The organism is Methylobacterium variabile (assembly GCF_001043975.1).
Lineage (GTDB): Bacteria > Pseudomonadota > Alphaproteobacteria > Rhizobiales > Beijerinckiaceae > Methylobacterium > Methylobacterium variabile.
This window is the reverse complement of the sequence record NZ_LABY01000159.1, coordinates 21,801-45,982: the sequence shown is the minus strand read 5'-3', so window position 1 is coordinate 45,982 and position 24,182 is coordinate 21,801. Positions and strand designations below refer to the sequence as shown.

Annotated in this window: 29 protein-coding genes; 14 read left to right on the top strand and 15 right to left on the bottom strand. The window is 72.1% G+C overall.

The window, feature by feature from the left end; genetic code table 11:
- A complete protein-coding gene (locus tag VQ02_RS21645; RefSeq protein ID WP_048446285.1) occupies nt 1–792 on the top strand; it encodes a VOC family protein in 792 nt (263 codons plus the stop codon).
- Between the two features lie 153 nt (nt 793–945).
- Here VQ02_RS21645 and VQ02_RS21640 read toward each other — a convergent pair whose 3' ends face one another.
- Both VQ02_RS21640 and VQ02_RS37405 read right to left on the bottom strand, forming a co-directional pair.
- On the bottom strand, nt 946–1,227 hold the full coding sequence (locus tag VQ02_RS21640; protein WP_048446284.1) for a hypothetical protein: 282 nt from the start codon (nt 1,225–1,227) through the stop codon (nt 946–948).
- A gap of 68 nt (nt 1,228–1,295) precedes the next feature.
- Complete coding sequence (locus VQ02_RS37405) at nt 1,296–1,451, bottom strand: hypothetical protein (RefSeq protein WP_157080742.1); 156 nt, start codon at nt 1,449–1,451, stop codon at nt 1,296–1,298.
- Between the two features lie 291 nt (nt 1,452–1,742).
- On the opposite strand from VQ02_RS37405, the gene VQ02_RS21635 reads away from it, so the two are divergent.
- Nucleotides 1,743–2,054, top strand: coding sequence for a hypothetical protein (locus VQ02_RS21635; protein WP_245239808.1), 312 nt, complete (start codon nt 1,743–1,745; stop codon nt 2,052–2,054).
- A gap of 183 nt (nt 2,055–2,237) precedes the next feature.
- On the opposite strand, the gene VQ02_RS37400 is transcribed toward VQ02_RS21635, so the two are convergent.
- From VQ02_RS37400 to VQ02_RS21625, 3 genes are all read right to left on the bottom strand, one after another.
- Nucleotides 2,238–2,447: a hypothetical protein gene (locus VQ02_RS37400; protein WP_157080741.1), complete on the bottom strand. Its 210-nt coding sequence runs from the start codon at nt 2,445–2,447 to the stop codon at nt 2,238–2,240.
- A 120-nt stretch (nt 2,448–2,567) separates the two neighbouring features.
- Nucleotides 2,568–3,071 carry a Ros/MucR family transcriptional regulator gene (locus VQ02_RS21630; RefSeq protein WP_048446283.1) on the bottom strand — a complete coding sequence of 168 codons (504 nt, stop codon included), beginning with the start codon at nt 3,069–3,071 and terminating at the stop codon, nt 2,568–2,570.
- A gap of 570 nt (nt 3,072–3,641) precedes the next feature.
- The gene (locus VQ02_RS21625; RefSeq protein ID WP_048446282.1) at nt 3,642–4,226 is read right to left on the bottom strand and encodes a DUF2147 domain-containing protein; all 585 of its coding nucleotides are present in this window, start codon (nt 4,224–4,226) and stop codon (nt 3,642–3,644) included.
- A 210-nt stretch (nt 4,227–4,436) separates the two neighbouring features.
- On the opposite strand from VQ02_RS21625, the gene VQ02_RS21620 reads away from it, so the two are divergent.
- The 4 genes from VQ02_RS21620 (at nt 4,437) to VQ02_RS21605 (ending at nt 7,251) form a co-directional block, all read left to right on the top strand.
- On the top strand, nt 4,437–4,634 hold the full coding sequence (locus tag VQ02_RS21620) for a hypothetical protein (protein ID WP_048446281.1): 198 nt from the start codon (nt 4,437–4,439) through the stop codon (nt 4,632–4,634).
- A gap of 161 nt (nt 4,635–4,795) precedes the next feature.
- Complete coding sequence (locus VQ02_RS21615) at nt 4,796–6,619, top strand: cation:proton antiporter domain-containing protein (protein WP_048446280.1); 1,824 nt, start codon at nt 4,796–4,798, stop codon at nt 6,617–6,619.
- A 99-nt stretch (nt 6,620–6,718) separates the two neighbouring features.
- On the top strand, nt 6,719–6,964 hold the full coding sequence (locus VQ02_RS21610; protein WP_048446279.1) for a hypothetical protein: 246 nt from the start codon (nt 6,719–6,721) through the stop codon (nt 6,962–6,964).
- A 74-nt stretch (nt 6,965–7,038) separates the two neighbouring features.
- Entirely contained in the window at nt 7,039–7,251 is a 213-nt protein-coding gene (locus VQ02_RS21605) for a hypothetical protein (RefSeq protein ID WP_048446278.1), read from the top strand.
- A 78-nt stretch (nt 7,252–7,329) separates the two neighbouring features.
- Here VQ02_RS21605 and VQ02_RS21600 read toward each other — a convergent pair whose 3' ends face one another.
- The 4 genes from VQ02_RS21600 to VQ02_RS21585 form a co-directional block, all read right to left on the bottom strand.
- Nucleotides 7,330–7,587, bottom strand: a complete 258-nt coding sequence (locus VQ02_RS21600; protein WP_048446277.1) for a hypothetical protein — start codon at nt 7,585–7,587, stop codon at nt 7,330–7,332.
- Between the two features lie 161 nt (nt 7,588–7,748).
- Nucleotides 7,749–8,531 (bottom strand): MetQ/NlpA family ABC transporter substrate-binding protein, encoded by a 783-nt coding sequence (locus VQ02_RS21595; protein WP_048446276.1) that lies wholly within the window; start codon nt 8,529–8,531, stop codon nt 7,749–7,751.
- A 38-nt stretch (nt 8,532–8,569) separates the two neighbouring features.
- Complete coding sequence (locus VQ02_RS21590; protein WP_048446275.1) at nt 8,570–9,235, bottom strand: methionine ABC transporter permease; 666 nt, start codon at nt 9,233–9,235, stop codon at nt 8,570–8,572.
- Nucleotides 9,225–10,412 carry a methionine ABC transporter ATP-binding protein gene (locus VQ02_RS21585; RefSeq protein WP_083469354.1) on the bottom strand — a complete coding sequence of 396 codons (1,188 nt, stop codon included), beginning with the start codon at nt 10,410–10,412 and terminating at the stop codon, nt 9,225–9,227. The genes VQ02_RS21590 and VQ02_RS21585 overlap by 11 nt, the downstream gene beginning before the upstream one ends.
- Nucleotides 10,413–10,690: 278 nt before the next feature.
- Between VQ02_RS21585 and VQ02_RS21580 the strand changes: the two genes are divergently transcribed.
- A complete protein-coding gene (locus VQ02_RS21580) occupies nt 10,691–11,530 on the top strand; it encodes an aldo/keto reductase (protein ID WP_048446274.1) in 840 nt (279 codons plus the stop codon).
- 30 nt (nt 11,531–11,560) lie between these two features.
- Here the strand turns inward: VQ02_RS21580 and VQ02_RS39360 are convergent, their stop codons facing one another.
- Nucleotides 11,561–13,492 (bottom strand): Hint domain-containing protein, encoded by a 1,932-nt coding sequence (locus VQ02_RS39360; RefSeq protein WP_048446273.1) that lies wholly within the window; start codon nt 13,490–13,492, stop codon nt 11,561–11,563.
- A gap of 666 nt (nt 13,493–14,158) precedes the next feature.
- Nucleotides 14,159–14,638, bottom strand: a complete 480-nt coding sequence (locus VQ02_RS21570) for a MarR family winged helix-turn-helix transcriptional regulator (protein WP_048446272.1) — start codon at nt 14,636–14,638, stop codon at nt 14,159–14,161.
- A gap of 188 nt (nt 14,639–14,826) precedes the next feature.
- Between VQ02_RS21570 and VQ02_RS21565 the strand changes: the two genes are divergently transcribed.
- Nucleotides 14,827–15,252 carry an organic hydroperoxide resistance protein gene (locus VQ02_RS21565; RefSeq protein WP_048446271.1) on the top strand — a complete coding sequence of 142 codons (426 nt, stop codon included), beginning with the start codon at nt 14,827–14,829 and terminating at the stop codon, nt 15,250–15,252.
- 86 nt (nt 15,253–15,338) lie between these two features.
- Here the strand turns inward: VQ02_RS21565 and rdgB are convergent, their stop codons facing one another.
- The 4 genes from rdgB to VQ02_RS21545 form a co-directional block, all read right to left on the bottom strand.
- Nucleotides 15,339–15,971 carry an RdgB/HAM1 family non-canonical purine NTP pyrophosphatase gene (gene rdgB / locus VQ02_RS21560; RefSeq protein WP_048446270.1) on the bottom strand — a complete coding sequence of 211 codons (633 nt, stop codon included), beginning with the start codon at nt 15,969–15,971 and terminating at the stop codon, nt 15,339–15,341.
- Complete coding sequence (gene rph / locus VQ02_RS21555; RefSeq protein WP_048446269.1) at nt 15,971–16,684, bottom strand: ribonuclease PH; 714 nt, start codon at nt 16,682–16,684, stop codon at nt 15,971–15,973. The genes rdgB and rph overlap by 1 nt, the downstream gene beginning before the upstream one ends.
- A 180-nt stretch (nt 16,685–16,864) precedes the next feature.
- Nucleotides 16,865–17,248, bottom strand: a complete 384-nt coding sequence (locus VQ02_RS21550) for a hypothetical protein (protein WP_245239807.1) — start codon at nt 17,246–17,248, stop codon at nt 16,865–16,867.
- Nucleotides 17,249–17,328: 80 nt separating this feature from the next.
- Nucleotides 17,329–17,985, bottom strand: a complete 657-nt coding sequence (locus VQ02_RS21545) for a hypothetical protein (RefSeq protein WP_048446268.1) — start codon at nt 17,983–17,985, stop codon at nt 17,329–17,331.
- 269 nt (nt 17,986–18,254) lie between these two features.
- Here VQ02_RS21545 and hrcA point away from each other — a divergent pair, with 269 nt between their 5' ends.
- The 6 genes from hrcA to minE all read left to right on the top strand — a co-directional run bounded on the left by hrcA (nt 18,255) and on the right by minE (nt 24,152).
- A complete protein-coding gene (hrcA, locus tag VQ02_RS21540; RefSeq protein WP_048446267.1) occupies nt 18,255–19,358 on the top strand; it encodes a heat-inducible transcriptional repressor HrcA in 1,104 nt (367 codons plus the stop codon).
- Between the two features lie 121 nt (nt 19,359–19,479).
- Entirely contained in the window at nt 19,480–21,306 is a 1,827-nt protein-coding gene (locus tag VQ02_RS21535) for a DEAD/DEAH box helicase (RefSeq protein ID WP_083469353.1), read from the top strand.
- A 69-nt stretch (nt 21,307–21,375) separates the two neighbouring features.
- Nucleotides 21,376–22,176 carry a tellurite resistance TerB family protein gene (locus VQ02_RS21530; RefSeq protein WP_048446266.1) on the top strand — a complete coding sequence of 267 codons (801 nt, stop codon included), beginning with the start codon at nt 21,376–21,378 and terminating at the stop codon, nt 22,174–22,176.
- A 74-nt stretch (nt 22,177–22,250) separates the two neighbouring features.
- Nucleotides 22,251–22,955: a septum site-determining protein MinC gene (minC, locus tag VQ02_RS21525; protein ID WP_048446265.1), complete on the top strand. Its 705-nt coding sequence runs from the start codon at nt 22,251–22,253 to the stop codon at nt 22,953–22,955.
- 115 nt (nt 22,956–23,070) lie between these two features.
- Nucleotides 23,071–23,886 (top strand): septum site-determining protein MinD, encoded by an 816-nt coding sequence (gene minD / locus VQ02_RS21520; protein WP_048446264.1) that lies wholly within the window; start codon nt 23,071–23,073, stop codon nt 23,884–23,886.
- On the top strand, nt 23,883–24,152 hold the full coding sequence (gene minE, locus VQ02_RS21515) for a cell division topological specificity factor MinE (RefSeq protein ID WP_048446263.1): 270 nt from the start codon (nt 23,883–23,885) through the stop codon (nt 24,150–24,152). Before minD ends, minE begins: the two co-directional genes overlap by 4 nt.
- The last annotated feature ends 30 nt before the right edge of the window (nt 24,153–24,182 follow it).

The following is a 24,182-nucleotide window of genomic DNA, read 5'->3' as shown; positions in this document are numbered from 1 at the left end:
ATGCCCCTCACCCTCGATCATCTCGTCATCGCGGTCGCCGACCTCGACGCCGCCTTCGCGGACTACTCCGCCCTCGGCTTCACGGTGATCCGCGGCGGCGAGCACCAGAACGGCATCACCCACAACGTGCTGGTGGTGCTGGAGGACGGCGCCTATCTCGAGCTGATCGCGTTCAAGAAACCCGAGCCGGGCAACCGCTGGTCCGAGGTCTATCACCGGGCCGGCGAGGGCTTCCTCGACCACGCGCTCCTGCCCGGCGACATCGACGCCGACGTGGCGGCGGCGCAAGCCCGCGGGCTCGACATCGCCGATCCGGTGCCGGGCGGCCGCTTCCGGCCCGATGGCGCCCGCCTCGACTGGAAGACCGCCCGGGCGCCTGGCTCGGACGTGCCGTTCCTGTGCGGCGACGTCACGCCCCGGTCCCTGCGGGTGCAGGAAGGCGACGTGCGCCGCCACGACAACGGCGTCACCGGGGTCAGGGCGCTCACGGTGGCGGTGCGGGACGTCGAGGCCTCACGCGCCCGCTACGCCGCCCTCCTCGGCACCGGGGCCGACGCGCCGGTCGTCGAGGCCGAGATCCTGGGGGCGCCGGCCCGCGCCTTGACCCTGCCCCTCGGGCCCGCGACCACCGTCACCCTGGCGAGCCCGGCGGGGACGGAAGGCGCCCTGGCCGAGGCGCTGGCGGCGCGGGGCGAGGGTCCGGTCGCGGCGGTGTTCCGGGCCGGGAAGACCGTGGGCGACCTCGACCTCCGGCTCACCCACGGGGCGCGGCTCGCGATCGCGGCTGCCTGATCCCGCCGGCGGTGCCGGTTTCCGGACGACGGCGTCCGGAGCCGGCCTCACCAGTCGGCATCGAGCAACGCTCCGCGCGCATCCCGGCAGAGCGGGCTTCCGCACGGCGGACGCGATCCCTCGCGCACGCAGGAGGTCCTGGCGCGGGGCCCTCTAGCGGCTGCAGCCGATGCAGATGCCGGTGTCGATCTGGTCGTCGATGCGCTCCTGGCGGGTCCGGTCGTCGATCCGGCGCTCCAGGGTCGCGTCCGTGCCGCCGGACGGCGGCTTGGTGCGGCCGACCGAACTCGTGTTCGGCGCCGTGATGGTGGAACGGGGCCCGCCTCCGGTGCCGGTCTGGTCGGGCAGGCTCTGCGCCAGCGCCGCGGATCCGGCTGCGCCGACGAGGAGCGCACCGGTGAGGAGGACGCGGGTGAACGGAGGCGATGCGGGCATGGTGGGCTCCTGTCACAGAAGAACCTGCAAGGAAACCGTGGGGCCGGACGCGCGGCCGCCCGCTCGATCTAACGCGACAGGTCCGCGGTCGTTGCGCCGCGCTGCGCCGGGTCCGAGGCGCGTCGCCGGGGAGCCGGGACGGCGCGGTGATCGGGATGGCGACCGAACACACCGACGGCGACCAGAACGACGACGAGCCCCAGGGCGATCAGGAACACCTGCATCTCAACTCCTTCGCGCGGGACAGTCCGCAACCTGACCCCGCGCACTCCCTACAAGATCCGCGCCACCTTCTGCGGGTGGCCATAGCCGCCGTCCCGTGACGAAGGGACGACAGGATCCGTAATCTGCATGCAGAACAGGCGGGTTGCCAAGACGTCTATCTGCCCGGTGCCCTCGTCCTTTCATCCGGTATCCCCGGCCCGGTGAGGGCCGGCTTCCCGCGCAAGGGGAACGCCGGACCGCTCCTGCCGTTGCCCCGGTCCGAGAACGACCCGAACCGACAGGGCTCCCCCATGCTGACGCGATCCTCCCTCCTCGCCCTCGCACTCGTGGCCGGCACCGCCGCCGGTGCCGCCGCGCAGGGCATCAACAACGGCGTGGGGACCGCCCCGTCGTCGAGCGGCAACACAGGCTCCGGCATGTCGAGCCAGCCGCCGGGCACCGGCATCGGCGGCAACAATCCGGGGAGCATGGGCTCGACCGGCAGCCAGGGCTCGAGCGGCGGCAACATGGGCCCTGGCCCGACCGTGCAGCGCGACGGCCCGACCGGCAGCGGCGCTCCTGGCACCGGCCCGGGCTCGCAGAAGAACGGCACGGCGCGCTGAGGGCGCCCGCGGCGCCGGGAGGCCGGCGCCCCTGCGCAGCGGCCTCGACGAGGACGTCACCCGGAGCCGGGTTCAGGCGCGTCCCCGCCGACTGCGATGCGCCCCTCTGATGTCAACGGCCCCAGCGGCGGGCACACGTTCGCTGGCGGCCCCGGCGATAAATGGGGGCGACTCGCGAGCTCTTCATCCCGGCAGTGACGCCGACTGCGACACAATCCCGATTGGGGAACAGCCGGGCTCGGGCCGCACGAAGATCGCAGCGCCTTCTGCGGCAGCCCACGGCCGGAACTCAGGTGACGGGAATTCTTTGAAAATCCTGCCCGCTGGCAGGAGCCAGCCAAGCAGATACTCGCCGCGCTGACCGGCTTCATCTGAGATGAGCACCAGGATCATGCCCGCTCGCAGCATCGGCATGCGGAGGGCGCCGGCTCATCGCGCGGCGCCCCGAGGATCACGAGCGACGGACCGGGAGCAGCGGCCGATCGCCGGGCGACCGGCCGCTGCTCCGGCGCCTCACTCGCCCTTGCGCGGGCGGCCCCGGCGGGCCGGAGCCTTCTCGCTCTCGCCCTCGCTGGTGCTCTCGGCGGCGAGCCGGGCGGCGGCCGCACGGTCGCGCCGGATCTGGCCGAGGCCGAGGCTCTTGGCGAGTTCGGAGCGCTGGGCAGCGTAGTTGGCCGCGACCATCGGATAGTCGTGCGGCAGGCCCCACTTCTGACGGTACTGATCGGGCGTCAGGCCACGGGTCGTCAGGTGGCGCTTGAGCGACTTGTAGGGCTTGCCGTCTTCCAGAGAGATGATGTGGTCCGGCGTCACGGTCTTGCGGACCGGAACCGGAGGCGTGGGCTTCTCGGGCTCGGGCGCGGGGGGCGAGGCGACGCGCTCGAGAGAGGCATGAACGGCGGCGATCAGGTTGCCGAGGTCCCCGACCGGCACCGAGTTCTTCGACACGTATGCCGACACGATGTCCGCCGAAAGACTGATCAGCTGCGGCGTCGGAGCCTGGTCGTCAACACTCATGAGGGTCCCCTTTTTGGAATACTTCTTTGCACATGTCGCCAAAAATCCTAACAGTCAATGAAAATTTTTCTCATGCGAGTAGATCGGGACGGATGAGACCGGTCGGCAACGGTTTGCGCCACGACCTCTGCTTTTCCTGCAAGTTCTGCCGCGCCTATGGGCGGTTGCAAAAGGAATATTTGCTCAATCTTTGGTCGCCCGATTCACTTGCGCGGACGGCATAAGTTTTGACCGGCAGCGACGGGACAGGAGGACAACCGGGTACGCGACGGCCCGGAGCGAGCGGGGCGGCCGGTTGTATGATGTGGTGCATTTCCCTGCGGCAGCGCCGCGGGTGCCGTTGCGACGGGTCGGGTGACGCAACCTTCGGATGTAAAATCGCCTCGTGCAGCCGGCACGAAAAAGGGCACCCGCCGTGACCGGCGGGTGCCCTTGCGAAGCCTGCACCGCAGGTTGCGGCGGGCGATGATGTCTCTCTCGGGCTGCCCGAGGTGGCCGGTCCCGCCGCATCGTCTGCGGCGAACCGGGATCCGTCGCGCCGGGAAACGCCCGGAGCCTTGCGCCGCCCTGTTATGGCTTGGGCGGCGCGCCCGTGGCGGGGGCAGCCGGCTTGGCTGCGGCGGCCGGCGCGGCTTTGGGCGCAGCGGCCCATTCCGCGTCGGGCCGCGGCCCGGTCGGGCTGCCGGTCGGGCCGGTGAGCTGGCCGGGCGCGGTGTCGTTGACGCGGGTCCAGGTCTGGGACCCGCACAGGAAGCCCATCAGGCAGCCGCGGACGTTGAGCTCGCCCGGCTCCTCGGTCCAGATCGACACGTCATAGAGCTTGCCGTCGTCGGCGTTGTAGATCTGGCCCTCGTAGCGGTTATCCGCGTTGGGCTTGAGCCCCATCATGAGCTGGTGGCCGAGGGAGGGGCGGGTGCGCTTCTTCGCGTCGGAGTTCTTGAAGTCGACCCTGGGCTGGCCCTTGTCGTCGTTGGGCGTCTTGAGCCACACGGCGTAGCCGCAGACGCGGTCGGTGCGGCTCGGACACTTCTCGATGCGGATCCGGGCCCGGCCGTCCTCGGTCAACCAAGTCCCGCTCGGGTCTTTCGGAGTGGCGAGAGCCGTGCCCGACGACAGGCCGAGGGCCACGAGCGCCCCGGTCAGGACCTTCTTCATACTGTACACCCTCGTCTGGCGGTGCGGTGCGCGCACAACATTGCCCTTCGCTGATGCCGCATCGCGCGGCCGGACGCCAGAGGCCGGCCCATTGCGTCGGAATCGTGGGCAGCCGACGCGGACATGCTGCCTCACGGCGGGATGTCACATGGCCGGTCGCTCCCGCGGCGAGCTAGAGCAGCGACGCCGGGGGGCAATCGTCCATCCGGCATGACCGGTAAGATTTTCGACTGCCGCACCGCGGCGTTCGCTCACCGCCAGGGCTGCCGCATGTTCACGACCGAGATCCTCGTGATGACCTCCGCCACCCTCGGCGCGATCGTCATCGTGCTCGCGGCCCGGCCGGGCGCGAGCCTGCCACGGCTGCCCCGTGCCGCTGGCGCGGCCCGCCGGCCTGCCGGGCGCTGACCCGGACGGGCCGCCATCCGGCTGACGGGCCGGAAGGTTTCGCGGCGTAGCACCGGTTTTCGTGCGGTGCAGCACGGCGGGAACCCGGAAAGGCTGCTAGACTTCGGGATAGGTATTGCCCATGCGGCGACAACACCGATTCCCGAGGAGCTGACCCGACCGTGCCGCACGCCTCCGAGCTGATTGCCATCATCGCCCTCGGGCTCGTTTTCGCGTTCATCGGCGGCATGCTCGCGCAGCGGTTGAAGCTGCCGCCCCTGGTCGGCTACCTCCTGGCCGGCATCGCGGTCGGGCCGCACACGCCGGGCTTCGTCGGCAATGCCGAGCTCGCCGGCCAGCTCGCCGAGATCGGCGTGATCCTGCTGATGTTCGGCGTCGGCCTGCACTTCTCTATCGGCGACCTCATGTCGGTGCGCACCATCGCCCTGCCGGGCGCCGTGGTGCAGATCGCCGTCGCCACCCTGATGGGGTTGGGCCTCAGCGTCGCCTGGGGCTGGAGCATCGGGGCCGGCCTCGTCTTCGGCCTCGCCCTCTCGGTCGCCTCCACGGTGGTGCTCCTGCGGGCGCTGGAGGAACGCGGCCTGCTCGATTCCGACAAGGGCCGCATCGCGGTCGGCTGGCTCATCGTCGAGGATCTGGCGATGGTCCTGGCGCTCGTGCTGCTGCCGGCACTTGCCGGGGCCCTCGGCGGCGAGAGCGCCGGGGCGGTGCACGGCATCGCCGGCGACGGCAACATCTGGCTCACCCTCGGGCTGACCCTCGCCAAGGTGGCGGCCTTCGCCGGGCTGATGCTGGCCGGCGGCCGGCGGGTGGTGCCCTGGCTCCTCGACCAGGCGGCCCGCACCGGCTCGCGCGAGCTGTTCACCCTGGCGGTGCTGGCGCTGGCGCTGGGCATCGCCTACGGCTCGGCGGAGCTGTTCGGCGTCTCCTTCGCCCTGGGCGCGTTCTTCGCCGGCATGGTGCTGGCCGAATCGGACCTCAGCCACCAGGCGGCGGCCGATTCGCTGCCGCTGCAGGACGCCTTCGCGGTCCTGTTCTTCGTCTCGGTCGGCATGCTGTTCGACCCGACCATCCTCCTGCGCCAGCCCCTCGCGGTGCTCGCCACCCTGGCGATCATCCTGGTCGGCAAGTCCCTCGCGGCGGTCGCCATCGTGCTGGCCTTCCGCCACTCGCTCTCGACCGCGCTCACCATCGCGGCGAGCCTGGCGCAGATCGGCGAGTTCTCCTTCATCCTGGCGAGCCTCGGCATCGGTCTGAAGCTGCTGCCGCCGGAGGGGCGTGACCTGATCCTGGCCGGCTCGCTCCTCTCCATCACGCTCAACCCGCTGATCTTCGCGGCCCTCAGCCGCCTCAACGGCTTCGTCGAGACGCGGCCGGGGCTGGTCGCCCGGTTCGAGCGCGGGGCCGGGCCGCTCTCGGTCTCCGCCCACGACAAGCGTCGCGAGGGCCACGCGGTGGTGGTGGGCTACGGCCGGGTCGGCAGCGCCATCGGCAAGGCGCTCTCCGCGTGGGAACTGCCTTTCGTGGTGGTGGAGCGCGACCGCCGCCGGGTCGAGGAGCTGCGCGCCGCCGGCATCGCGGCGGTGTTCGGCGATGCCAGCGCGCCCGGCATCCTCGAGGCGGCGGATATCGGGCGGGCGCGCCTGCTCGTGGTCGCGAGCCCCGACGCGCATCAGGCGCGCCGCCTGATCGGAATCGCCCGCGAGGCCAATCCGGGGATCGACACGGTGGTGCGCACCCATAGCGACGTCGAGCGGCGCAACCTCGAGGAGGAGAAGGTCGGCCTGGTGCTGATGGCCGAGCGCGAGGTCGGCTTCGGCATGGCGCTCTACGCCCTGCGCAGCCTGGGGCTCAGCGAGGGCGAGGCCCGCCTGTTCATCGACACCAGCCGGGCCGAGAGCCGGGCGGAGCCCGTCGCCGAGGCCGAGCCCGAGGTCGGCGCCCCGGAACTGCGGCCGCACCGCGAGGCGCCTGCGGAATCGTGAGCGGGCGAGCCGCGATCGTTACCGAACCTCAACCTTCCGGTAAGCGTCGCGACAGCCCGCCCGCGCCATCCTCGCCCGGTACGCAGGAGGAATCCAACGATGCCGCTGCCGCAGATGGAGCGTCCGGCCGAGCTGATGGTGTGGCACGGGGCGCAGGCCGCGCCCGGGCCGCGGGAGGTGCGCCGCTTTCCCACCCTGCGCGCCGCCCTCGCGGCGGCGGCGAGTGCGGACGATCCGGACGCCCTGCCCTGGATCGTGACCGAGGACGGCGACGTGCTCAGCCCGCACTGGATCGACGGTCACGCGCCCCGGCGCGCGACGCGCTGGGTCCGTCTCTCGTCCTGACGAGCTTGCGGCGTTCGGCCGGCTCACTTTCGCGCTCGGCGCGTGCTATCACGGTCCGACGAGCACGATTCGCCATGACGAGCCTGCGCAAGACCGCCACCGCCCGCCCGGCCACGATCGCGGCAGCCACCCACGGCTACGACGCTGCGGCCCTGCGGCTGCGCCGCGCGGCCAACGACAACCGCCCGGTCGCGGGCCGGCGGCGCCACGTCGCGCTGATCGCTGGCGCCTGGCTCGCCGGCCTGGTCGCGGCGGCGGTCGCCCTGTGGCGGACCGGGGGCTTCTGACAGCAAGGCGGCGCGCTCGCCGGGCGGATCGAACCGCCGGACGAACGCGCCGGAATGATCGTCCCTGCGGAGGGCGTCTCAGCGGGCGTGGTGGTGCCGGTGCATGCGGCGCTGCTTCATCATCCGCTTCTTGCGCATGGTCGGCTGCATGGTCGTGCGCGGCGCGGCACCCATCGACGGCGCGCCGCCCGGGGCGCCCATCTCGCGCTGCGCGCCGCCGAGCGGGCCGCCGGCCTGCGAGCCCGAGTTGTTGTAGGGCGAGCCGCCCTGGGCGAAGGCAGGAACGGCGGCGACGGTGAGGACGGCCGCGACCAGGCAGGAATTCAGGATCTTCATCGGGGCACCTCAGGGGAAAGGCCAGCCCGCCACGCGGGCCGTGCAGAGAAGACGCGCACGGCCGCGTTTGGTTTCACGGCTCCGCTCCATTCTGCGTCGCCGCTGTGGACAAGGTCCGGCGCGGAGGCCCGACCCTGCCTGCCCTTGGGTCCGCTGATGGCTCACCAGCTGGTGAGGACCGCACCCGAGAACTTGCTCTCGATGAAGGCCTTCACCTCCGGCGAGCGGTAGGACTCGACGAGCGTCGCGACCCAGGGCTTGTCCTTGTCGGCGCTGCGCACCGCGATCACATTGACGTAGGGGCCCTTCGGCTCCTCCTTCAGGATCGCGTCGGCAGGCTTCAAGCCCGCCGCGGTGGCGTAGTTGGTGTTGACCGCCGCCGCGTCGACGTCGTCGAGGGAGCGCGGGGTCTGGGCGGCGTCGACCTCGATGATGCGCAGGCGCTTCGCGTTCTCGGTGATGTCGGCGACGCTTGGCTTGAAGCCGACATTCGACTTCAGCTTGATGAGGCCCTTGTCCTGCAGGAGCAGCAAGGCGCGGCCGCCGTTGGTCGGGTCGTTCGGGATCGCCACCGTGCCGCCCGCCGGCACCGCGTCGAAGCTCTTGTGGCGCTTCGAGTAGACGCCCATCGGGAAGTTCACCGTCTGGGCGACGCTCTCGATCTTGTAGCCGCGGTCGGCCTTCTGGTTGTCGAGATAGGGCTGGTGCTGGAACGAGTTCGCCTCCAGCTCGCCCGACGACAGGGCCTCGTTCGGCACGACGTAGTCCGAGAACTCCACGACCTGCAGGTCGAGGCCGCGCTTGGCGGCGATCGGCTTCACCGCCTCGAGGATCTGGGCGTGCGGGCCCGGCGTGACGCCGACGCGCAGGCGCTGCTGGCTCTGGGCCAGGGCCGGCAGGCCGGCGGTGGCGAGAAGGACCGCCAGGGTGAGGGTACGCAGCATCGAGTTCACGCTCCGAGGGAAGGGACGAGTGGGGAGGGTCAGCCGTGGCGCAGGCGCTTGTTCATGCGGCGCGCCAGGCGGTCGCCGAGGGTCTGGACCAGCTGCACCAGGACGATCAGCACCACCACCACGGCGAGCATCATCTCGGGCATGAAGCGCTGGTAGCCGTAGCGGATGCCGAGGTCGCCGAGGCCGCCGCCGCCGACGGCCCCGACCATCGCCGAGAAGCCGATCAGCGACACCACCGCCAGGGTGAGGCCGAGCACGATGCCGGGCAGGGCCTCGGGGATCAGCACCTTGAGGACGATCTGCAGCGGGCTCGCGCCGAAGGCCCGGGCGGCCTCGACGAGGCCGCCATCGACCTCGCGGATCGCGCCCTCGACCAGGCGGGCGATGAAGGGGGTGGCCGCCACGGTCAGCGGCACGGTGGCGGCGGCGGTGCCGATCGAGGTGCCGGCGATCAGCCGGGTGAACGGGATGATCGCCACCACCAGGATGATGAACGGCGTCGAGCGGGTGGCGTTGACGACGAGGCCGAGCACCCGGTTGAGCCAGGGGGCGGCCAGAAGCTCGCCCCGGCCGCTGGTGGCGAGGAAGACGCCGAGCGGCAGACCGATCAGGGTCCCGAGGCCGGCCGCGACCGCCACCATCTGCAGCGTGTCGAGGGTGGCCTGGACGAGGAGGCGCAGGAGCTCAGGCGACATGACGGGGATCCGTTTGGCGGGCATCCTGGGCTCGGGGGGCGGCGGTCTGCTGCCAGCCGGCGACGTCGAGGGTGCCGAGCAGCTCCACGTCGAGGCCGCGGGCGCGCAGGAACGACAGGGCCTGCTCCACCGTGCCGGCGTCGGGGGCGATCCCGACCACCAGGGTGCCGAAGGGGCGGCCGGCGATCTCGTCGACGGTGCCCGAGAGGATGCCGGCCGGGATGCCGGCGTCGCGGGTGAGCTGGGCGAGGACCGGATCGGTGGCGTGTGGTCCCCGGAAGGTGATGCGCAAGACCGCCTGCCTGCCCTCCCCGCCCGTCGCCGGGCCGGGGGTGAGGCGAGCCGCCAGGGCCGGCGGCAGGGTCCGGCCGGTCTCCTCGTCGAGGAAGGTGCGGGTAATCGCGGCCTGCGGCCGGGTGAAGACCTCGAACACGTCGCCGCTCTCGGCGATGCGGCCGCCGTCGAGCACCGCGACCTCGTGGGCGATCGCCCGGATCACCGCCATCTCGTGGGTGATGAGCAGGATCGTCAGGCCGAGCTCCCGGTTGATCCGGCCGAGGAGGTCGAGGATCGAGCGGGTCGTCTCCGGGTCAAGGGCCGAGGTCGCCTCGTCGGAGAGCAGCACCTTCGGGCTGGTGGCGAGCGCCCGGGCGATGCCGACGCGCTGCTTCTGGCCGCCCGACAGCTCGGCCGGGTAGCGGTCGGCCTGGGGGCCAAGCCCGACGAGGTCGAGGAGCTCGGCCACCCGCGCCGGGATCGCCGTGCGGTCGTAGCCCGCGACCTCGAGGGGGAGCGCCACGTTGCCGGCGGCGGTGCGGGCCGAGAGCAGGTTGAAGTGCTGGAAGATCATGCCGATGCCGCGGCGCTCCCGCCGCAGGGCCGCCTCCGGCAGGGCGGAGATCTCGGCACCATCGACGATCACCCGGCCGCGGCTCGGCCGCTCAAGCCCGTTGACCAGGCGGATCAGCGTCGACTTGCCGGCCCCGGAGCGGCCGATGACGCCGAGCACCCGGCCGCGCGGCACTGCGAGGTCGATGTCCTCGAGCGCCGTCACGGCGGCGGCGCCCTTGCGGGCGGTGTAGGTCTTGGCCACGCTCTCGAGGCGCACCAGCGCCTTGGGCGCGTCGAGCCGGCCGCTCAGGTCCGCCGGCACCGGCACGCGGACGGGGGCCGTCATGGCGCGCGGCTCCGGGCGGGCGGGGAGACGTGAGCGGTCATCGGGATCCTTCGGCTGGCGGTCGGGCCGGCACAAAACCTCACAAACGGACTTTCTGTCAATCAGAATGTTCTTTTTGAAGAACGTGCGTGGGGAGAAGGCTCTTCTTCCTATCCGCGGGCCTGGCCGGAGGCGCCCGGGGACCGCGACGAGATGTGAAAAACCGTGCATTCTCCGGGATCTGGCCTTGCCCTTCCGGGCCTGCGCGGCCCAGGACGGCGGGATCGCAGGAGCACGCCATGCGACGGCAACCCTTCGGACGCACCGGGCCCGCGGTGCCGGTGATCGGGCAGGGAACCTGGTATCTCGACGAGGGCGAGCCGACCGTGGCGGCAGCGGCCCTGCGGCGGGGGCTCGACGTCGGCATGAGCCACGTCGACACCGCCGAGATGTACGGCGAGGCCGAGCCGCTGATCGCAGAGGCCATCGGCGACCGACGCGACGAGGTCTTCCTCGTCTCGAAGGTTCTGCCCGGGAACGCCTCGCGCCAGGGCACGGTCGCGGCCTGCGAGCGCTCGTTGCGGCGGCTGCGCACCGACCGGCTCGACTGCTACCTGCTGCACTGGCGCGGGCCGCACCCCCTGGAGGAGACCTTCGCGGCCTTCGAGGACCTGGTGCGCGCGGGCAAGATCCTGTCCTGGGGCGTCAGCAACTTCGACGCCGACGACCTCGACGAAGCGCTCAGCGTGGCCGGTCCCGACCGCATCGCCTGCAACCAAGTGCTCTACCACCTGGAGGAGCGGGCGATCGAGCATTCCGTCCTGCCCTGGTGCCGCCGCAACGGCGTCGCGGTGGTGGCCTACAGCCCGTTCGGCCACGACAGCTTCCCGGGTCCCGCCACCCCGGGCGGCCGGGTGCTGGCGGAGATCGCGCAAGGCCACGACGCCACGCCCCGGCAGGTGGCGCTGGCGGCGCTGACCCGCGACGCCGGGCTCCTGGCGATCCCCAAGGCCTCGAGCCCCGCCCACGCGGCGGAGAATGCCGGCGGCGGCAGCTTGGTCCTGAGCGAGGCCGAGCTGGCCCGGATCGACGCCGCCTTCCCGCGCGGGCCGGAGCCGCGCCAGCTGCCGATGCTGTAGGGGCGGTTCGCGCCGGGCGGGGCTCGGCGCTCAGGCGAGGAGCCAGCTCTCCTCCTCCGCAGCCGACCAGGCGCATTGCGCGGTGAGCCACGCGGTCCAGAGACCGTCGAGACGCCGCCGCTCGGCCTCGACCAGCGGCCCATCCACCGCCACGGGCCGGCAGCGACCGGTCTCGCCCGGGGGCACGAAGTCCGGATTCGCGAGGGCGTCGTCGGTGCCGGCCTCGAACCAGGGCCGTGAGCCCATGTCGTGGTAGCTCTCCGCCGGCAGCCCCTCGGCGAGCAGGACATCGTGCCGGTCGAGCTCGACGTGCCAGTAGGTGATCTCCTCCACCGCCACGCGGGCGACCGAGGTCCCGTTGATCAGGCACATGACCGGCACCAGCACGCCGCCCTGACCGTCCTCGTGGCCGACCAGGACGGGGTGGCCGGGGGACAGCAGGAGGTCGCGGGCCGGAAGCCCGCCTCCGAAGGCGCCTTGGCGAACCCGCACGGGCCAGGATCCGGGCGAGACCGGCCGGCCCGCGGCCCCGAGGGTGCGGCGCCCGATCCAGCGGATCGGCCGGGCCGGGCCGGCGGCGGTCACCGCGCGGTCGCCCACGGCCAGTCTCTCGACCGGCACGTCGCCGCGTGTGGTGCGGATCCGGGTGCCGGTCGTGAAGCAGACCGGCGCGCCGTCGAAGAAGAGATCGACCCCGCCGGCACCGTCGGGCCGCTGCAGCAGGTTGCCGCTGAAGGTGCCTCCCGACACGTCGATGGTGTAGGTCTGGACCGAGTCGGCCGCCAGGCGAAAGGACAGGCTCGTCCCGCTGTAGCGCAGGCCGTAGACCGCCGCGACCGCGTCGGTGACGTGGATGACGTCGCTGTTCGACAGGTCGGTGATGCTGTCGCCGTCATGCCCGGCGGCAGTGCCGCGGAAGACGTTGGCGCCGCCGCCGCCCGTCAGCACGTTGTTGGCCTGGTTGCCGACGATCGTGTCGTTGCCGGAACCGCCGACGGCGTTCTCGATCAGCGAGCGTGCGTCGCCGTTGCTCTGCAGGGCGTTGAAGACGTTGCCGCTGGCCCGGGTGCCGGTCGTGGTGTCGGTGACGGCGAGCTGGTCGGTGGAGAAGGTTGAGGAGGCGCCCGGGCGCAGGTCGATCCGCAGGTTGGTCGTGTAGTTCGACAGGTCGTAGGTGTCGTTGCCGCCGCCGTCCCACACCGTGCGGTAGATCCGGTTGGTGCCCGGCGCCGTCAGGCCGACGCCATTGACGAATTGCTGTCCGGTGGTCGGGTTCCAGGTGTAGACCGTGTCGCCGGACTGCGAGGCGTAGTTCGCCCCGTACATCCGCTGCAGGGCCGCGATGTCGTACATCATCGGGGTCTGCGGGTTGCTGTCGACCTGCTGGTTCGTCCCGCTGATCGGGCCGCCCTCGGTCCGGCGGTACGACATGAGCGAGTAGTCGTTGTAGTCGTGAGCGGTGGTCATCGCCGTGTTGGCGGGTCCGCCGGTCTCGTGCGCGTGCTTCAGGCCGAGGGCGTGACCGAGTTCGTGCATGGCGAGCCGCCAGGTCCCGCGCCCGACGACCTGGACGTCGCCGACCTGCGCGGTCGAGGTCGCGAACCAGACGTCACCGGCGACGGGAGCCGAGCCCGGATAGTAGCCGTAGCCGTTGAAGCCGCCGAGGCTGCTCGTGCGCGCCACGCTGATGTTGGCCGGGTCATTGGCGCCGACCTCCGTGAAGGTGACGTTGGCGACCGCCGCGTACTCGGCGAGGGCGTTCCGGATCAGGCTCTGGAAGCTCGCCGACGCCGCCTGGAAGCCCGAGGGCTCGTTGTTCACCCCGCCGTAATTCGCGCCGTAGTAGCTCGCGCTGGTCGGGACGTTGTAGGTGATCGACCCGCTGTTCCACCGCAATCCGGACAGGACCCCGTCGATGTCCTGATCGCCCGTCGCGCCCTGGTTCAATGCCCCCGTCGCCATCGTCCGTCCCCCTGAGCTCCGCTTCCCGTGGCTCACCCGAAGACGCCTGTGCCGTGGCGCAGGCTGATCCGGCCGAGATCGACGGATTTGACGCGCTGGCCTCGCCCAACCTGCCTCGTTAAGGTTTCTACGGCCGGTGCCTCCCGAGTCGACTACCCGAGCGAGTAGTCGTACCTGGTTTTGCGGCAGTATGGCAGAAGCACCACAGGTGGACCGATTCCGGCGCGAGCCCCATGAGAAGATCGTAGATGCAATTCATGGCATGGTGTTAGGCATGGGAGCCATTCTCATTCGTCGGAAAGACGATTGAATTGATATTTCAAAAATAAATCCCGCAGCTTAATCTAGATGAATATGCAAATATTATTTAAAAATATCGGACAGATGCGACCGTCGTGCAGTTTTGGTCTCTCCCGCACACGGAGTGGAGAATCCGCTCGACTTGATCGTGGAACCGACTCGGTCCGCGGCCTCATCGGTTAACGGCGAGCGTCGAACCTGACCTCGAGGCTTCTCTGCGCGTCCGGAAGGCCTCCTGCGAGGCCCGCTACCGTGCGATCGTCGATCGCGAGCGCCCCGAGAGGAGATCTTCGGTCGAACCGGCGCGCGGAGGTGCGGAGCCGAGGCTCCGCCCCCGCTTCCGGCGCGCATCCGCCGGACGCAGGATCATACGGTGCCGACGCTCGCGTGCAGGCTGTCGCGCAGGGCCAGGATCTCGTCGCGCAGGGCCATCAGCCGCTCGGCCGACCGGCCGGAGGCGCAGACGACCTCGTGGGGGAACGGGATCGCCTTCGCCCGCAGGGCCGCGCCGGTCTCGGTCAGGTTGATGCGCACCAGCCGCTCGTCCTCCGCGTCGCGGGCCCGGCGCACCAGGCCCGCCGCCTCGAGGCGCTTGAGCAGCGGCGTCAGGGTGCCGGAATCGAGGTAGAGGCGCTGCCCGAGGGCCTTCATCGTCTGCCCGTCCTGTTCCCAGAGCAGCAGGAGCACCAGGTATTGCGGGTAGGTCAGGCCGAGCCGGTCCAGGAGGGGTTTGTAGATGCGGTTGAAGGCGTGGGCTGCCGAGTAGACCGCGAAGCAGATCTGGTTGGAGAGGTGCAGGTCCGCCGGAGTGCCGGCACCCTCCTCACGCGCGTCGGGCTCGGACATGTGCCACTCCTCGCAGGGGTGTTTCCCGACCGGGCGAACTCCCGGCCGCTCTGGTCCAAGACCCTGAACAACCATAGGGTTACGAACATAGTCCCGGCGGGGCACAAAAACAAATTGCGCGCAATCGAACCGTGGTCTATGACGGTGCCGCGGCGCGCTAAGGCCGCCCTGACACCAGGAGAGCCCCCATGTCCGTCGACGTGAAGTACACGACCCAGGCCACGGCGACCGGCGGTCGCGACGGCCGCGCCCAGACCCAGGATGGCAGCCTCGATGTCAAGCTGTCGACCCCCAAGGAGCTCGGCGGCGCCGGCGGCGCCGGCAACAACCCCGAGCAGCTCTTCGCGGCCGGCTACGCCGCCTGCTTCCTCGGCGCCATGAAGTTCGTCGGCGGCCAGGAGAAGATCGCGGTCCCGGCCGACACCACCGTGACGGCGAAGGTCGGCATCGGCCCGCGCTCCGAGGGCGGCTTCGGCATCACCGCCGACCTGACCGTCAGCCTGCCGGGCCTCGACAAGGCGACCGCCGAGAAGCTGGTCGAGAAGGCCCACCAGGTGTGCCCCTACTCGAACGCCACCCGCGGCAACGTCGACGTCGGCCTCACCCTGGCGTGAGCCGGCCGATGGGGCGGCCCGGCCGCCCCCACCCCGCCATACGACGGCGCCCCTCCCCCAGGAGCGGGCGCCTGTCTCGTCAAGCCTTACGCGGGGCGGCGCAGGCACGTGGCGGCCAGCGCCAGGAAGGCCCGGGCGCGGTGCGACAGGGCCCGGCCGGCCTCCCAGTCGATGCCGTGCTTCTCCTCCGAGCCGAGTTCGCCGAAGGTGAGCGGGCTCTCGTCCGGCTTGAACATCGGGTCGTAGCCGAAGCCGCGGTCGCCGCGGGGCGGCCAGACCAGCTCGCCGAACACCCGTCCCTCGAACAGCTCCTCGTGCCCGTCGGGCCAGGTCAGGACCAGGGCCGAGACGAAATGCGCCCGCCGGTTCGTGGCACCGCGGGTGGCCAGCTCGCGCTCGATGCGCGCCATCGCGGCGGAAAAGTTTTTCGAGCCGCCGGACCAGCGGGCCGAGAACAGGCCGGGCGCGCCGTCGAGGGCATCGACGCACAGGCCCGAATCGTCCGCGAAGGCCGGCAGGCCGGTGGCGTCCGTCGCCGCCCGCGCCTTGATGGCGGCGTTCTCGGAGAACATCGTGCCGGTCTCCTCCGGCTCGGCCAGGTTCAGCTCGCTGGCCGAGACCGCCTCGACGCCGAAGGGCGCCAGCAGCTCGCGCATCTCGCGCAGCTTGCCGGCGTTGTGGGTCGCGATCACGACCCGCCCGGTGAGGAGCCGCGCCATCAGGCGATCGCCTGCTTCTGGAGCGCCACCAGCTCGGCGACGCCCGCCTTGGCGAGGCGCAGGAGCCCGAGGAACTCCTCCTCCGAGAACGGCGTCACCTCGGCGGTGCCCTGCACTTCGACGATCCCGCCGCTGCCGGTGATGACGAAGTTGGCGTCGGTCTCGGCGCCGGAATCCTCGGCGTAGTCGAGGTCGAGCACGGGCGTGCCCTTGTGGATGCCGCAGGAGATCGCCGCGACGTGGTCGCGCATCGGGTCGACCGAGATGATCGAGCGGCCGCGCATCCAGGTGAAGCACTCGTGCAGGGCGACCCAGGCGCCGGTGATCGCCGCCGTGCGGGTGCCGCCGTCGGCCTGGAGCACGTCGCAATCGACCACGATCTGGCGCTCGCCCACCGCCGGCAGGTTCACCACGGCGCGCAGGGAGCGGCCGATCAGGCGCTGGATCTCCTGGGTGCGGCCGGAGGGCTTGCCGGCATTGACCTCGCGCCGGTTGCGCTCGTGGGTCGCCCGCGGCAGCATGCTGTACTCGGCGGTGATCCAGCCCTTGCCCGAGCCGCGCAGCCAGGACGGGCCGCGCTCCTCGAGGGAGGCGGTGCAGAGCACCTTGGTTTCCCCGAAGGCGACGAGGCAGGAGCCCTCGGCGTAGCGCGAGACGCCGCGCTCCAGCGTGACCTTGCGCAGCTCTTCGGGGGCGCGCTTCGAGGGGCGCATCGGCAACTCCTGTCCAGAGCGCCGCGCCGGGAGCGGCGCGGCGCGGGATCCGCGGGGGCCGCGCGCTCTTAGGCGCTGCCGCCGGGGGCGGCAAGGGGAGCCGCGCAGGCCTGTCGCCGCGCGGAAAGGCCCGGGCGCGCCAGCGCCCGGACCGTCGAACGTCCGGCGATCGAGCCTCGATCAGTAGCCGTTGTGGTACCGCCAGGCATGGCCGCCGTGGCGGTGATGCCCGCCGTGATGGTGACCCCAGCCCCGGTGATGGTGGTGGTGGCCCCAGCCCCCGTGGTGGTGGTGACGGTGATGATGGCCCCAATGGCCGTGATGGTGGTGGTGATGGCGGCGGTGGCCCCAGCCGTGGTGATGGCCGTACTGGACCTGCACCAGGCCGGCGTCGGGGGCGGTCGCCGCACCCGGCACGAACGGCGCCGCCTCGGCGGCCCCGGCCGTGAGGAGGCCGCCTGCGACCAGCACGGCCGCCGTGAGCAGCCGCCGCCCGGCCGTCATCGGATTGCGCATCGTCAGCATCGTCGCCTCCAGGATCTCGCCGCGCGACGGCGCGGCCATGAAGGGGACGATGCCGCCGGAGGGTTGAACGAGGTCTGACAGGCCTGGTCGGTCGCCGTTCAGGCAGCGGCCTCCCGCAATCAGCAGGCCCGGTCGATCTTGTAGCTGCGCGGCCCGACGGCGCCGCTGAAGCGGCAGCCGCCGAACGTGCCGGTGAAGGCGCGCGCATCCGGACCGGTCTTCCACACCGCCCCCTCGCCGCCGGACCACTTGGCAGTGCGGACCTCGGCGGTGCGTCCGCCGTCGCGGGGCTGAGCCCGCGCATCGCCGACGACCGGCTCCGGGGCGCGAGGGCGCTGCGCGGACGCGTTCCGCTCCGGGGCGGCCTCCGCGCCGAAGCGCAGCCGGTCCGGCGCGGTTGCGGTGCCGGCTGCCACCCGTTCGGTCTCGGGCCGGGTCAGTTCGGCCGTGCGGGGCATCGGCTTGGCCGCGTGGGGCGGCGTTCCTGCCTCTTCGGACGAGGGCAGCGCCACGTAGCTCCGGCTGGTCGCCTCGGCCCGCGGCAGGTCGATCACCCGCGGCGCCGGCTTGCCCGGCTGGAACGCGGCGGGCGCCTCCGCCTGGGGGGCAGACGCCTTGATCGCGGTGTCAGGGCGGCGCACCGCCATGTCCGCGGGTGCCGGCGCGTCGCCCTGCGGGGCTGGCGGGGCGGCTGGACTCGTGATGAGGCTCGCGTGGGCGACGGTGGCCAGGACTACCGTGACGGCTGCGGCAGGGATGATTGAGCGCTTGAGCATGGTCGGCTCCACCGGGCAAGGTGACCAGAAGCAGGCATCGCGATGCTAGCGGAGCGCCGGACGGCGGCTGTGCCCGAGCGCACGCGGTGGGCGCCGCCCTGGTGCGGGCCGGACGATCCCGCCGCGCGCCGGCCCGGCCTGCGACCGCAACGCGGACTGTACAACGGGGCCGCCGCGGTGCATGCTCTTCGAATCTTGTCACAAGCACTTGAAATCCTTAGGCATCAAGCACTCGGCGCCCCTCCGCGGCGCCCGAGCCAAGTGGGTTGATGAACACGCGCGATCTCCCACACCTGCCGGCCGGTTCCGGGCAGGCCCGTGCCATTGCCGAGCTCAACGAGCGCTCGCGGGAAATCTTTCGCCAGATCGTCGAGAGCTACCTCGCCACCGGGGAGCCGGTGGGGTCGCGCAACCTCGCCCGCATCCTGCCGATGGCGCTCTCGCCGGCCTCGATCCGCAACGTGATGTCGGACCTCGAGCAGGCCGGGCTGATCTACGCCCCGCACACCAGCGCCGGACGGCTGCCGACGGAGCACGGGCTGCGCTTCTTCGTCGACGCGCTGCTCGAGCTCGGCGATGTCGGCCAGGAGGAGAAGGGGCGCATCGAGGCGCAGATGCGCGCCGCCGCCTCGCGCCACACCTTCGAGAGCGCGCTGACCGAGGCCTCGGTGCTCCTGTCGGGGATCTCCCGGGGCGCCGGGGTGGTGGTCACCGCCAAGCAGAACCCGCGCCTGCGCCACATCGAATTCGTGCGCCTCGATCCCGGCCGTGCCCTGGTGGTGCTGGTCTCCGACGACGGCTCGGTCGAGAACCGCCTGCTCGACCTGCCCGCCGGCCTTCCGGCGGGCGCGCTGCAGGAGGCCTCGAACTTCCTCAACGCCCGCATCCGCGGCCGGACGCTCGGCGAGGTGCGCACCGAGATCGAGGCCGCCCGGGCGGCGATGAAGCGGGAGCTCGACGAGCTGACCGAGCGCCTGGTCGATGCCGGCCTCGCCCGCTCGGTGGGCCCGAGCGAGGAGCGCCAGCTCATCGTCCGCGGCCAGGCCAACCTGCTCGACGACCTGCGGGCGGCCGAGGACCTCGAGCGCATCCGCCTGCTCTTCAACGACCTCGAGAGCCAGAAAGACGTGATCGACCTGCTCTCCCGCGCCGAGGGCGGCGAGGGCGTGCGGATCTTCATCGGCTCGGAGAACAAGCTCTTCTCGCTCTCCGGCTCGTCGATGATCGCCGCCCCGTTCCGGGACGGCAGCCAGACCATCGTCGGCGTCGTCGGCGTGATCGGCCCGACCCGGCTCAACTACGCCCGCATCGTGCCGATGGTCGATTTCACCGCCCGGGTGGTGTCGAGGATGCTGGAGCGCGGCCGGGGCTGACGGCGAGGCCGGCGCAAGCGGTTTCTCGTGTGGGGAACGCGGAAATCCTGTTTGTCCCCCGGATTCACAAGGGAGGCGGCCTCCGGCATGGTCCGGTCATGGTTCGCGATTCCCTCAGCCCGTGAGCGCCCCGTCCCGTCCCCTACGCAGCCACCAGCGCAGCCTGTTCGAGCTCGTGGCCTCCCTCGCCCGCGGCGAGGCCTCGGGCATCGCCGACATCCTGGCGGCGGTGACGCCGGGGGGCGGCAAGTCGCTCCTGCCGGTCATCGCCGCATCAAAGCTGATCGCGGCGGGCCTCGTCGACCGGGTGGTCTGGATCGTGCCGCGGGATTCCCTGCGCCTCCAGGCCGAGGAGGCCTTCGCCGACCCGGCCTGGCGGGCGGCCCTCGGCCACGCCCTCTCCGTGCGGGCGGCGGACAACACGCCCGACCCGAGCCGGGGGCTCGCCGGCTACGTCACCACCTACCAGGCGGTGGCCGCCGCCCCCGCCCTGCACCTCGCCGAGATGCGCCGCCACCGCACGCTCCTCGTCGTCGACGAGGTGCACCACCTGCCGGCCATCGCCGACGGGGAGACGGGCAGCGAGGCCGCCGCCTGGAGCCAGGCGCTGCTGCCGCTGTTCCGCGAAGCGCACCTGCGCCTGCTCCTCTCCGGCACCCTGGAGCGGGCGGACGGACGGCGCATCCTGTGGCTGCCCTACCGCACGGAGGGCGGCGCGCCGGTGCCGGACATCGAGGCGCCGGGCTGGGCGGTGATCGGCTACTCCCGGGCCGAGGCCCTGGCCGAGAAGGCGGTGCTGCCGGTCAATTTCGGCGCCCTCGACGGCGAGGCGAGCTGGCTCGAGGGCGGGAGGACGAGCGGCCAGGCCCGGGTCGGCCCGCACCGGCTCTCGGGCCCGGGGCCGAGCGCCACGACGCGGCCGGCCCTGTTCACGGCGCTGCGCACGGGCTTCGCCCGCGACCTCCTGCGCGAGGCCTTCCACGCCACCCGCCGCCTGCGAGCGGAGCGCCGGCGCCTCCGCGGGCTCCTGCCGGCCCAGGCCGTGCGCGGCCTCGGCAAGCTCCTGGTCGTCGCTCCCGACCAGGCCAGCGCCCAGAGCTACCACGCCATGCTCCAGGGCTGGATGCCGGAGGGACAGGCGAGCCGGGACGTGCGCATCGCCACCTCGGCGGAGGCCGACGCCCACGCGGCGCTCGCCGCCTTCCGGCTCACGCCCGAGCCCGCCGTGCTGGTGACGGTCGCGATGGCCTACGAGGGGCTCGACGCCCCCGAGGTCGCCGTCGTGGCGGCCCTCACCCACATCCGCTCCCGGCCCTGGCTCGAGCAGATGATCGCCCGGGCCACCCGGGTCGATCCGCATGCGGGCGACTACGCCGACCAGCACGCCCTGGTCTTCCATCCGGACGACCCGCTCTTCGCCCGCTTCCGCGCCCGGATCGAGACCGAGCAGGCGACCGCGACCCGGCCGCGCAAGCGCCCGACGGGTGCCGCCTCGCCCGAGCCGCGGCCGCTGGCGCGGGAGACCGACGAAGGCATCGTGCCGCTCGAGAGCAACGCGGTGGGCCTGCGCTACGCGATGCTGCGGCCGGGGCCCGCCTTGGCGCTGGCCCGGCCGGAAGCGGTGGAGCCGGCCCCGGTGCCGCCCTCGCGGGCCGAGCGGGCCCTGCGAGCCCGGGTCGCCGCCATGGTGACGGCCCAGGCGGTGGAGGACGAGGCCGAGCTGCGCTTGGCCCGCGGCGCCCCCCTGCCCCACCGCTACAACGCGGTGCTCAAGCGCCTCTTCGGCAACAAGAGCCGCGCCGCCATGACGGCCGACGAGCTCGAGGCCGCGCTCGCTTGGCTCGAGCGCAACCGCCTGCAGGATCACCTTCACCTGCTGGAGGGCGACGCCCGCTACGCCTGGAGCGTGCGCCGGCGCTGGGCCGGGGCGGAGCGGCGGCCGGGCTGACGGGCTTCTCCCCTTGCGGGAGCACCTCGGCGCACCATCTCGTCGGCTCGTGCCGAAGGAGCCTCGCCCATGTTCGACGCCAAGCGCCTGCTTGACCAGTTCCTCGGCGGCTCGTCGCGAGGCGGCGGCTTCGGCGGCAGCCATCCCGGTCAAGCCCCGTACGGGCACGCGCCCTCCCCGCTCGAGCAGGTCGCCCGCTCGCTCGGCGGCGGGGGCGGCAAGGCCGCGGTGCTGGGCGGCCTCGCCTCCCTAGTCCTCGGCGGGCGGCGCAGCCGTGGCGGCTTCGGCTCGGGCTTCGGGACACCTGGTCTCGGATCGACCGGCCGGCTCGGCGGTCTCGCCCTCGTCGCCACCCTGGCCTACCAGGCCTACCAGAGCTGGCAGGCGAACCAGGGCCAGAACCGCGCTCCGGCCGCGCCCGCCCGCGCGGGCGGCTTCATCCCCTCCGCGGACGAGGCGGCGGCGATGCTCGGCGGCTCGCGCTTCGCACCGGCCTCGGCGGCCGACGAGCAGGACCGCAGCCGCGCCCTTCTCATCGCGATGATCACCGCCGCCAAGGCCGACGGCCACATCGACGCCGAGGAGCAGCGCCGCATCTTCGGTGAGATGGACCGCCACTCCCTCGACGCGGACGACAAGGCCTTCCTGATGGACGCACTGCGTGCGCCGGTCGACGTCGAGGCGGTGGCGCGCCTCGCCCGCAGCCCTGAGCAGGCGAGCGAGCTCTATGCCGGCTCCCTGATGGCGATCAGCGTCGACACGCCGCAGGAACGGGCCTATCTCGACCACCTCGCCCGGCGGCTCGGGCTCGATCCGGGGCTGGCGCGCCACATCGAGGCCACGCTGGCCGCGGCCGCGTCGCAAAGGTGAAGACTTCGTTACGCTCGTTAACCAATCGCTAACCATCGGGCGCGCCTGATGGGCTGGTAACGAGTCGTAAAGACGTGACCAGCCAGACCCAAACCCGCCCGCCGATCCGCTTCCGTGGCCGCTCGTTCCTGGCGGTCGTGTTAGCCCCCGAGGCGCCGATCGAGGATTGGCTCGCCGACCTCGACGCCCTTGCCAGGCGCTCTCCGGCGTTCTTCGCCGGCCGCGCCGTGATCCTCGACGTGACCGCCCTGGCGCCGAGCCGGGAGGCGCTCGCGGGCCTGGTGGCCGCCCTCACCGAGCGCGACATCCCGATCATGGGGATCGAGGGCGCCGGCAGCGGCTCCCTCGGGCCCGGGATGCCCCCGCCCCTGAACGGCGGCCGCCCCTCCGGCGAGGTGGCGATGCCCGGCGAGACGCCCGCGGCGCCGACCGCCGAGAAGGCCACGGGCGCGAAGTCGCTGATGCTCGAGAGCCCCGTCCGCTCCGGCCAGTCCGTCTTCTTCCCGGAGGGTGACGTGACCGTCATGGGCTCGGTGGCGTCGGGCGCCGAGATCCTGGCCGGCGGCTCGATCCACGTCTACGGGGCGCTGCGCGGCCGGGCCATCGCGGGCGCCGGCGGCAATCCCCGGGCCCGCATCTGCTGCCGCAAGTTCGAGCCCGAGCTGCTGGCGATCGACGGCCTCTACCGCATCGCCGACGACATCGACCCGGGCTTGCGCGGCCGCGCCGTGCAGGTCTGGCTCGACGGCGACGCGATGCGCACCGCCGCCCTCGACTAGAGTCTTCCGCCTCGGGGGCCCGCGGCAACGCATCCGCGGACGGGGCTAAGGTTCAAGAAAACACACGCAGCGGCCGCGCCGGCCGCGACTTCGATCCAGTGCTCAAGGGGTTCCAATGGCCAAAGTCATAGTGGTGACGTCCGGCAAGGGCGGGGTGGGCAAGACCACCACGACGGCGGCGCTGGGGGCCGCCCTCGCCCAGGCCGGCCAGAGCGTCTGCGTCGTCGACTTCGACGTGGGCCTGCGCAACCTCGACCTCATCATGGGCGCCGAGCGCCGCGTCGTCTACGACCTCATCAACGTCGTCCAGGGCGACGCCAAGCTCACCCAGGCCCTCATCCGCGACAAGCGCCTCGATACCCTCTCCCTCCTCCCCGCCTCCCAGACCCGCGACAAGGACGCCCTCACCGACGACGGCGTCGCCCGCGTCATCGGCGAGCTGCGCGAGAAGTTCGACTGGGTGATCTGCGACAGCCCCGCCGGCATCGAGCGCGGCGCCACGCTCGCCATGCGCCACGCCGACATCGCCGTGGTGGTCACCAACCCGGAAGTCTCCTCGGTGCGCGACTCCGACCGCATCATCGGGCTGCTCGACGCCAAGACCGAGCGGGCCGAGAAGGGCGAGCGGCTGGAGAAGCACCTGATCCTGACCCGCTACGACCCCGGCCGGGCGGAGCGGGGCGAGATGCTGAAGATCGACGACGTTCTCGAGATCCTGTCGATCCCGCTCCTGGCGGTGGTGCCGGAGAGCGAGGAGGTGCTGAAGGCCTCGAACCTCGGCAGCCCGGTGACGCTGAACGCGCCCCAGAGCGCGCCGGCGCGGGCCTACGCGGACGCGGTGCGGCGCCTGAAGGGCGAGACGGTCGCGATGATCGTGCCGTCCGAGAAGCGTTCGCTGCTGGGCAAGCTGTTCACCCGGAGGGCGGCATGAACCTGCTGAGCTTCCTGTCGCGGCGCGGGACGGCGCCGGTGGCGCGCGAGCGTCTTCAGATCCTTCTGGCGCATGAGCGGACGGCGTTCGGGCGTTCGGACCTGGTGGCGGTGCTGCGGGAGGAGATCCTGGCGGTGATCGCCAAGCACGTCGCGATCGACCAGGAAAAGGTGAAGGTGACGATGGAGCGGGGCGACGCCGTCTCGACCCTCGGCGTCGACATCGAGCTGCCCGACAACAAGGTCGCCCGGCTTGCCAGCGCCTGACCCCTCGCGGCGGTCGCCTCCGGGACGGCC

What these genes read in the sequence shown, in the direction of transcription:
- VQ02_RS21610 (WP_048446279.1), top strand. Translation starts at nt 6,719, where the DNA reads ATGCCGCTGCCGCAGATGGAGCGTCCGGCCGAGCTGATGGTGTGGCAC.
- VQ02_RS21625 (WP_048446282.1), bottom strand. Translation starts at nt 4,226, where the DNA reads ATGAAGAAGGTCCTGACCGGGGCGCTCGTGGCCCTCGGCCTGTCGTCG.
- VQ02_RS21645 (WP_048446285.1), top strand. Translation starts at nt 1, where the DNA reads ATGCCCCTCACCCTCGATCATCTCGTCATCGCGGTCGCCGACCTCGAC.
- hrcA (WP_048446267.1), top strand. Translation starts at nt 18,255, where the DNA reads ATGAACACGCGCGATCTCCCACACCTGCCGGCCGGTTCCGGGCAGGCC.
- VQ02_RS21620 (WP_048446281.1), top strand. Translation starts at nt 4,437, where the DNA reads ATGACCGGTAAGATTTTCGACTGCCGCACCGCGGCGTTCGCTCACCGC.
- VQ02_RS21590 (WP_048446275.1), bottom strand. Translation starts at nt 9,235, where the DNA reads ATGTCGCCTGAGCTCCTGCGCCTCCTCGTCCAGGCCACCCTCGACACG.
- VQ02_RS21545 (WP_048446268.1), bottom strand. Translation starts at nt 17,985, where the DNA reads ATGCTCAAGCGCTCAATCATCCCTGCCGCAGCCGTCACGGTAGTCCTG.
- VQ02_RS39360 (WP_048446273.1), bottom strand. Translation starts at nt 13,492, where the DNA reads ATGGCGACGGGGGCATTGAACCAGGGCGCGACGGGCGATCAGGACATC.
- VQ02_RS21585 (WP_083469354.1), bottom strand. Translation starts at nt 10,412, where the DNA reads ATGACGGCCCCCGTCCGCGTGCCGGTGCCGGCGGACCTGAGCGGCCGG.
- VQ02_RS21635 (WP_245239808.1), top strand. Translation starts at nt 1,743, where the DNA reads ATGCTGACGCGATCCTCCCTCCTCGCCCTCGCACTCGTGGCCGGCACC.
- VQ02_RS21570 (WP_048446272.1), bottom strand. Translation starts at nt 14,638, where the DNA reads ATGTCCGAGCCCGACGCGCGTGAGGAGGGTGCCGGCACTCCGGCGGAC.
- VQ02_RS21580 (WP_048446274.1), top strand. Translation starts at nt 10,691, where the DNA reads ATGCGACGGCAACCCTTCGGACGCACCGGGCCCGCGGTGCCGGTGATC.
- VQ02_RS21530 (WP_048446266.1), top strand. Translation starts at nt 21,376, where the DNA reads ATGTTCGACGCCAAGCGCCTGCTTGACCAGTTCCTCGGCGGCTCGTCG.
- minE (WP_048446263.1), top strand. Translation starts at nt 23,883, where the DNA reads ATGAACCTGCTGAGCTTCCTGTCGCGGCGCGGGACGGCGCCGGTGGCG.
- VQ02_RS21595 (WP_048446276.1), bottom strand. Translation starts at nt 8,531, where the DNA reads ATGCTGCGTACCCTCACCCTGGCGGTCCTTCTCGCCACCGCCGGCCTG.
- VQ02_RS21565 (WP_048446271.1), top strand. Translation starts at nt 14,827, where the DNA reads ATGTCCGTCGACGTGAAGTACACGACCCAGGCCACGGCGACCGGCGGT.
- VQ02_RS21630 (WP_048446283.1), bottom strand. Translation starts at nt 3,071, where the DNA reads ATGAGTGTTGACGACCAGGCTCCGACGCCGCAGCTGATCAGTCTTTCG.
- VQ02_RS21550 (WP_245239807.1), bottom strand. Translation starts at nt 17,248, where the DNA reads ATGGCCGCGCCGTCGCGCGGCGAGATCCTGGAGGCGACGATGCTGACG.
- VQ02_RS21600 (WP_048446277.1), bottom strand. Translation starts at nt 7,587, where the DNA reads ATGAAGATCCTGAATTCCTGCCTGGTCGCGGCCGTCCTCACCGTCGCC.
- VQ02_RS37400 (WP_157080741.1), bottom strand. Translation starts at nt 2,447, where the DNA reads ATGATCCTGGTGCTCATCTCAGATGAAGCCGGTCAGCGCGGCGAGTAT.
- rdgB (WP_048446270.1), bottom strand. Translation starts at nt 15,971, where the DNA reads ATGGCGCGGCTCCTCACCGGGCGGGTCGTGATCGCGACCCACAACGCC.
- VQ02_RS21640 (WP_048446284.1), bottom strand. Translation starts at nt 1,227, where the DNA reads ATGCCCGCATCGCCTCCGTTCACCCGCGTCCTCCTCACCGGTGCGCTC.
- rph (WP_048446269.1), bottom strand. Translation starts at nt 16,684, where the DNA reads ATGCGCCCCTCGAAGCGCGCCCCCGAAGAGCTGCGCAAGGTCACGCTG.
- minD (WP_048446264.1), top strand. Translation starts at nt 23,071, where the DNA reads ATGGCCAAAGTCATAGTGGTGACGTCCGGCAAGGGCGGGGTGGGCAAG.
- VQ02_RS21605 (WP_048446278.1), top strand. Translation starts at nt 7,039, where the DNA reads ATGACGAGCCTGCGCAAGACCGCCACCGCCCGCCCGGCCACGATCGCG.
- VQ02_RS37405 (WP_157080742.1), bottom strand. Translation starts at nt 1,451, where the DNA reads ATGCAGGTGTTCCTGATCGCCCTGGGGCTCGTCGTCGTTCTGGTCGCC.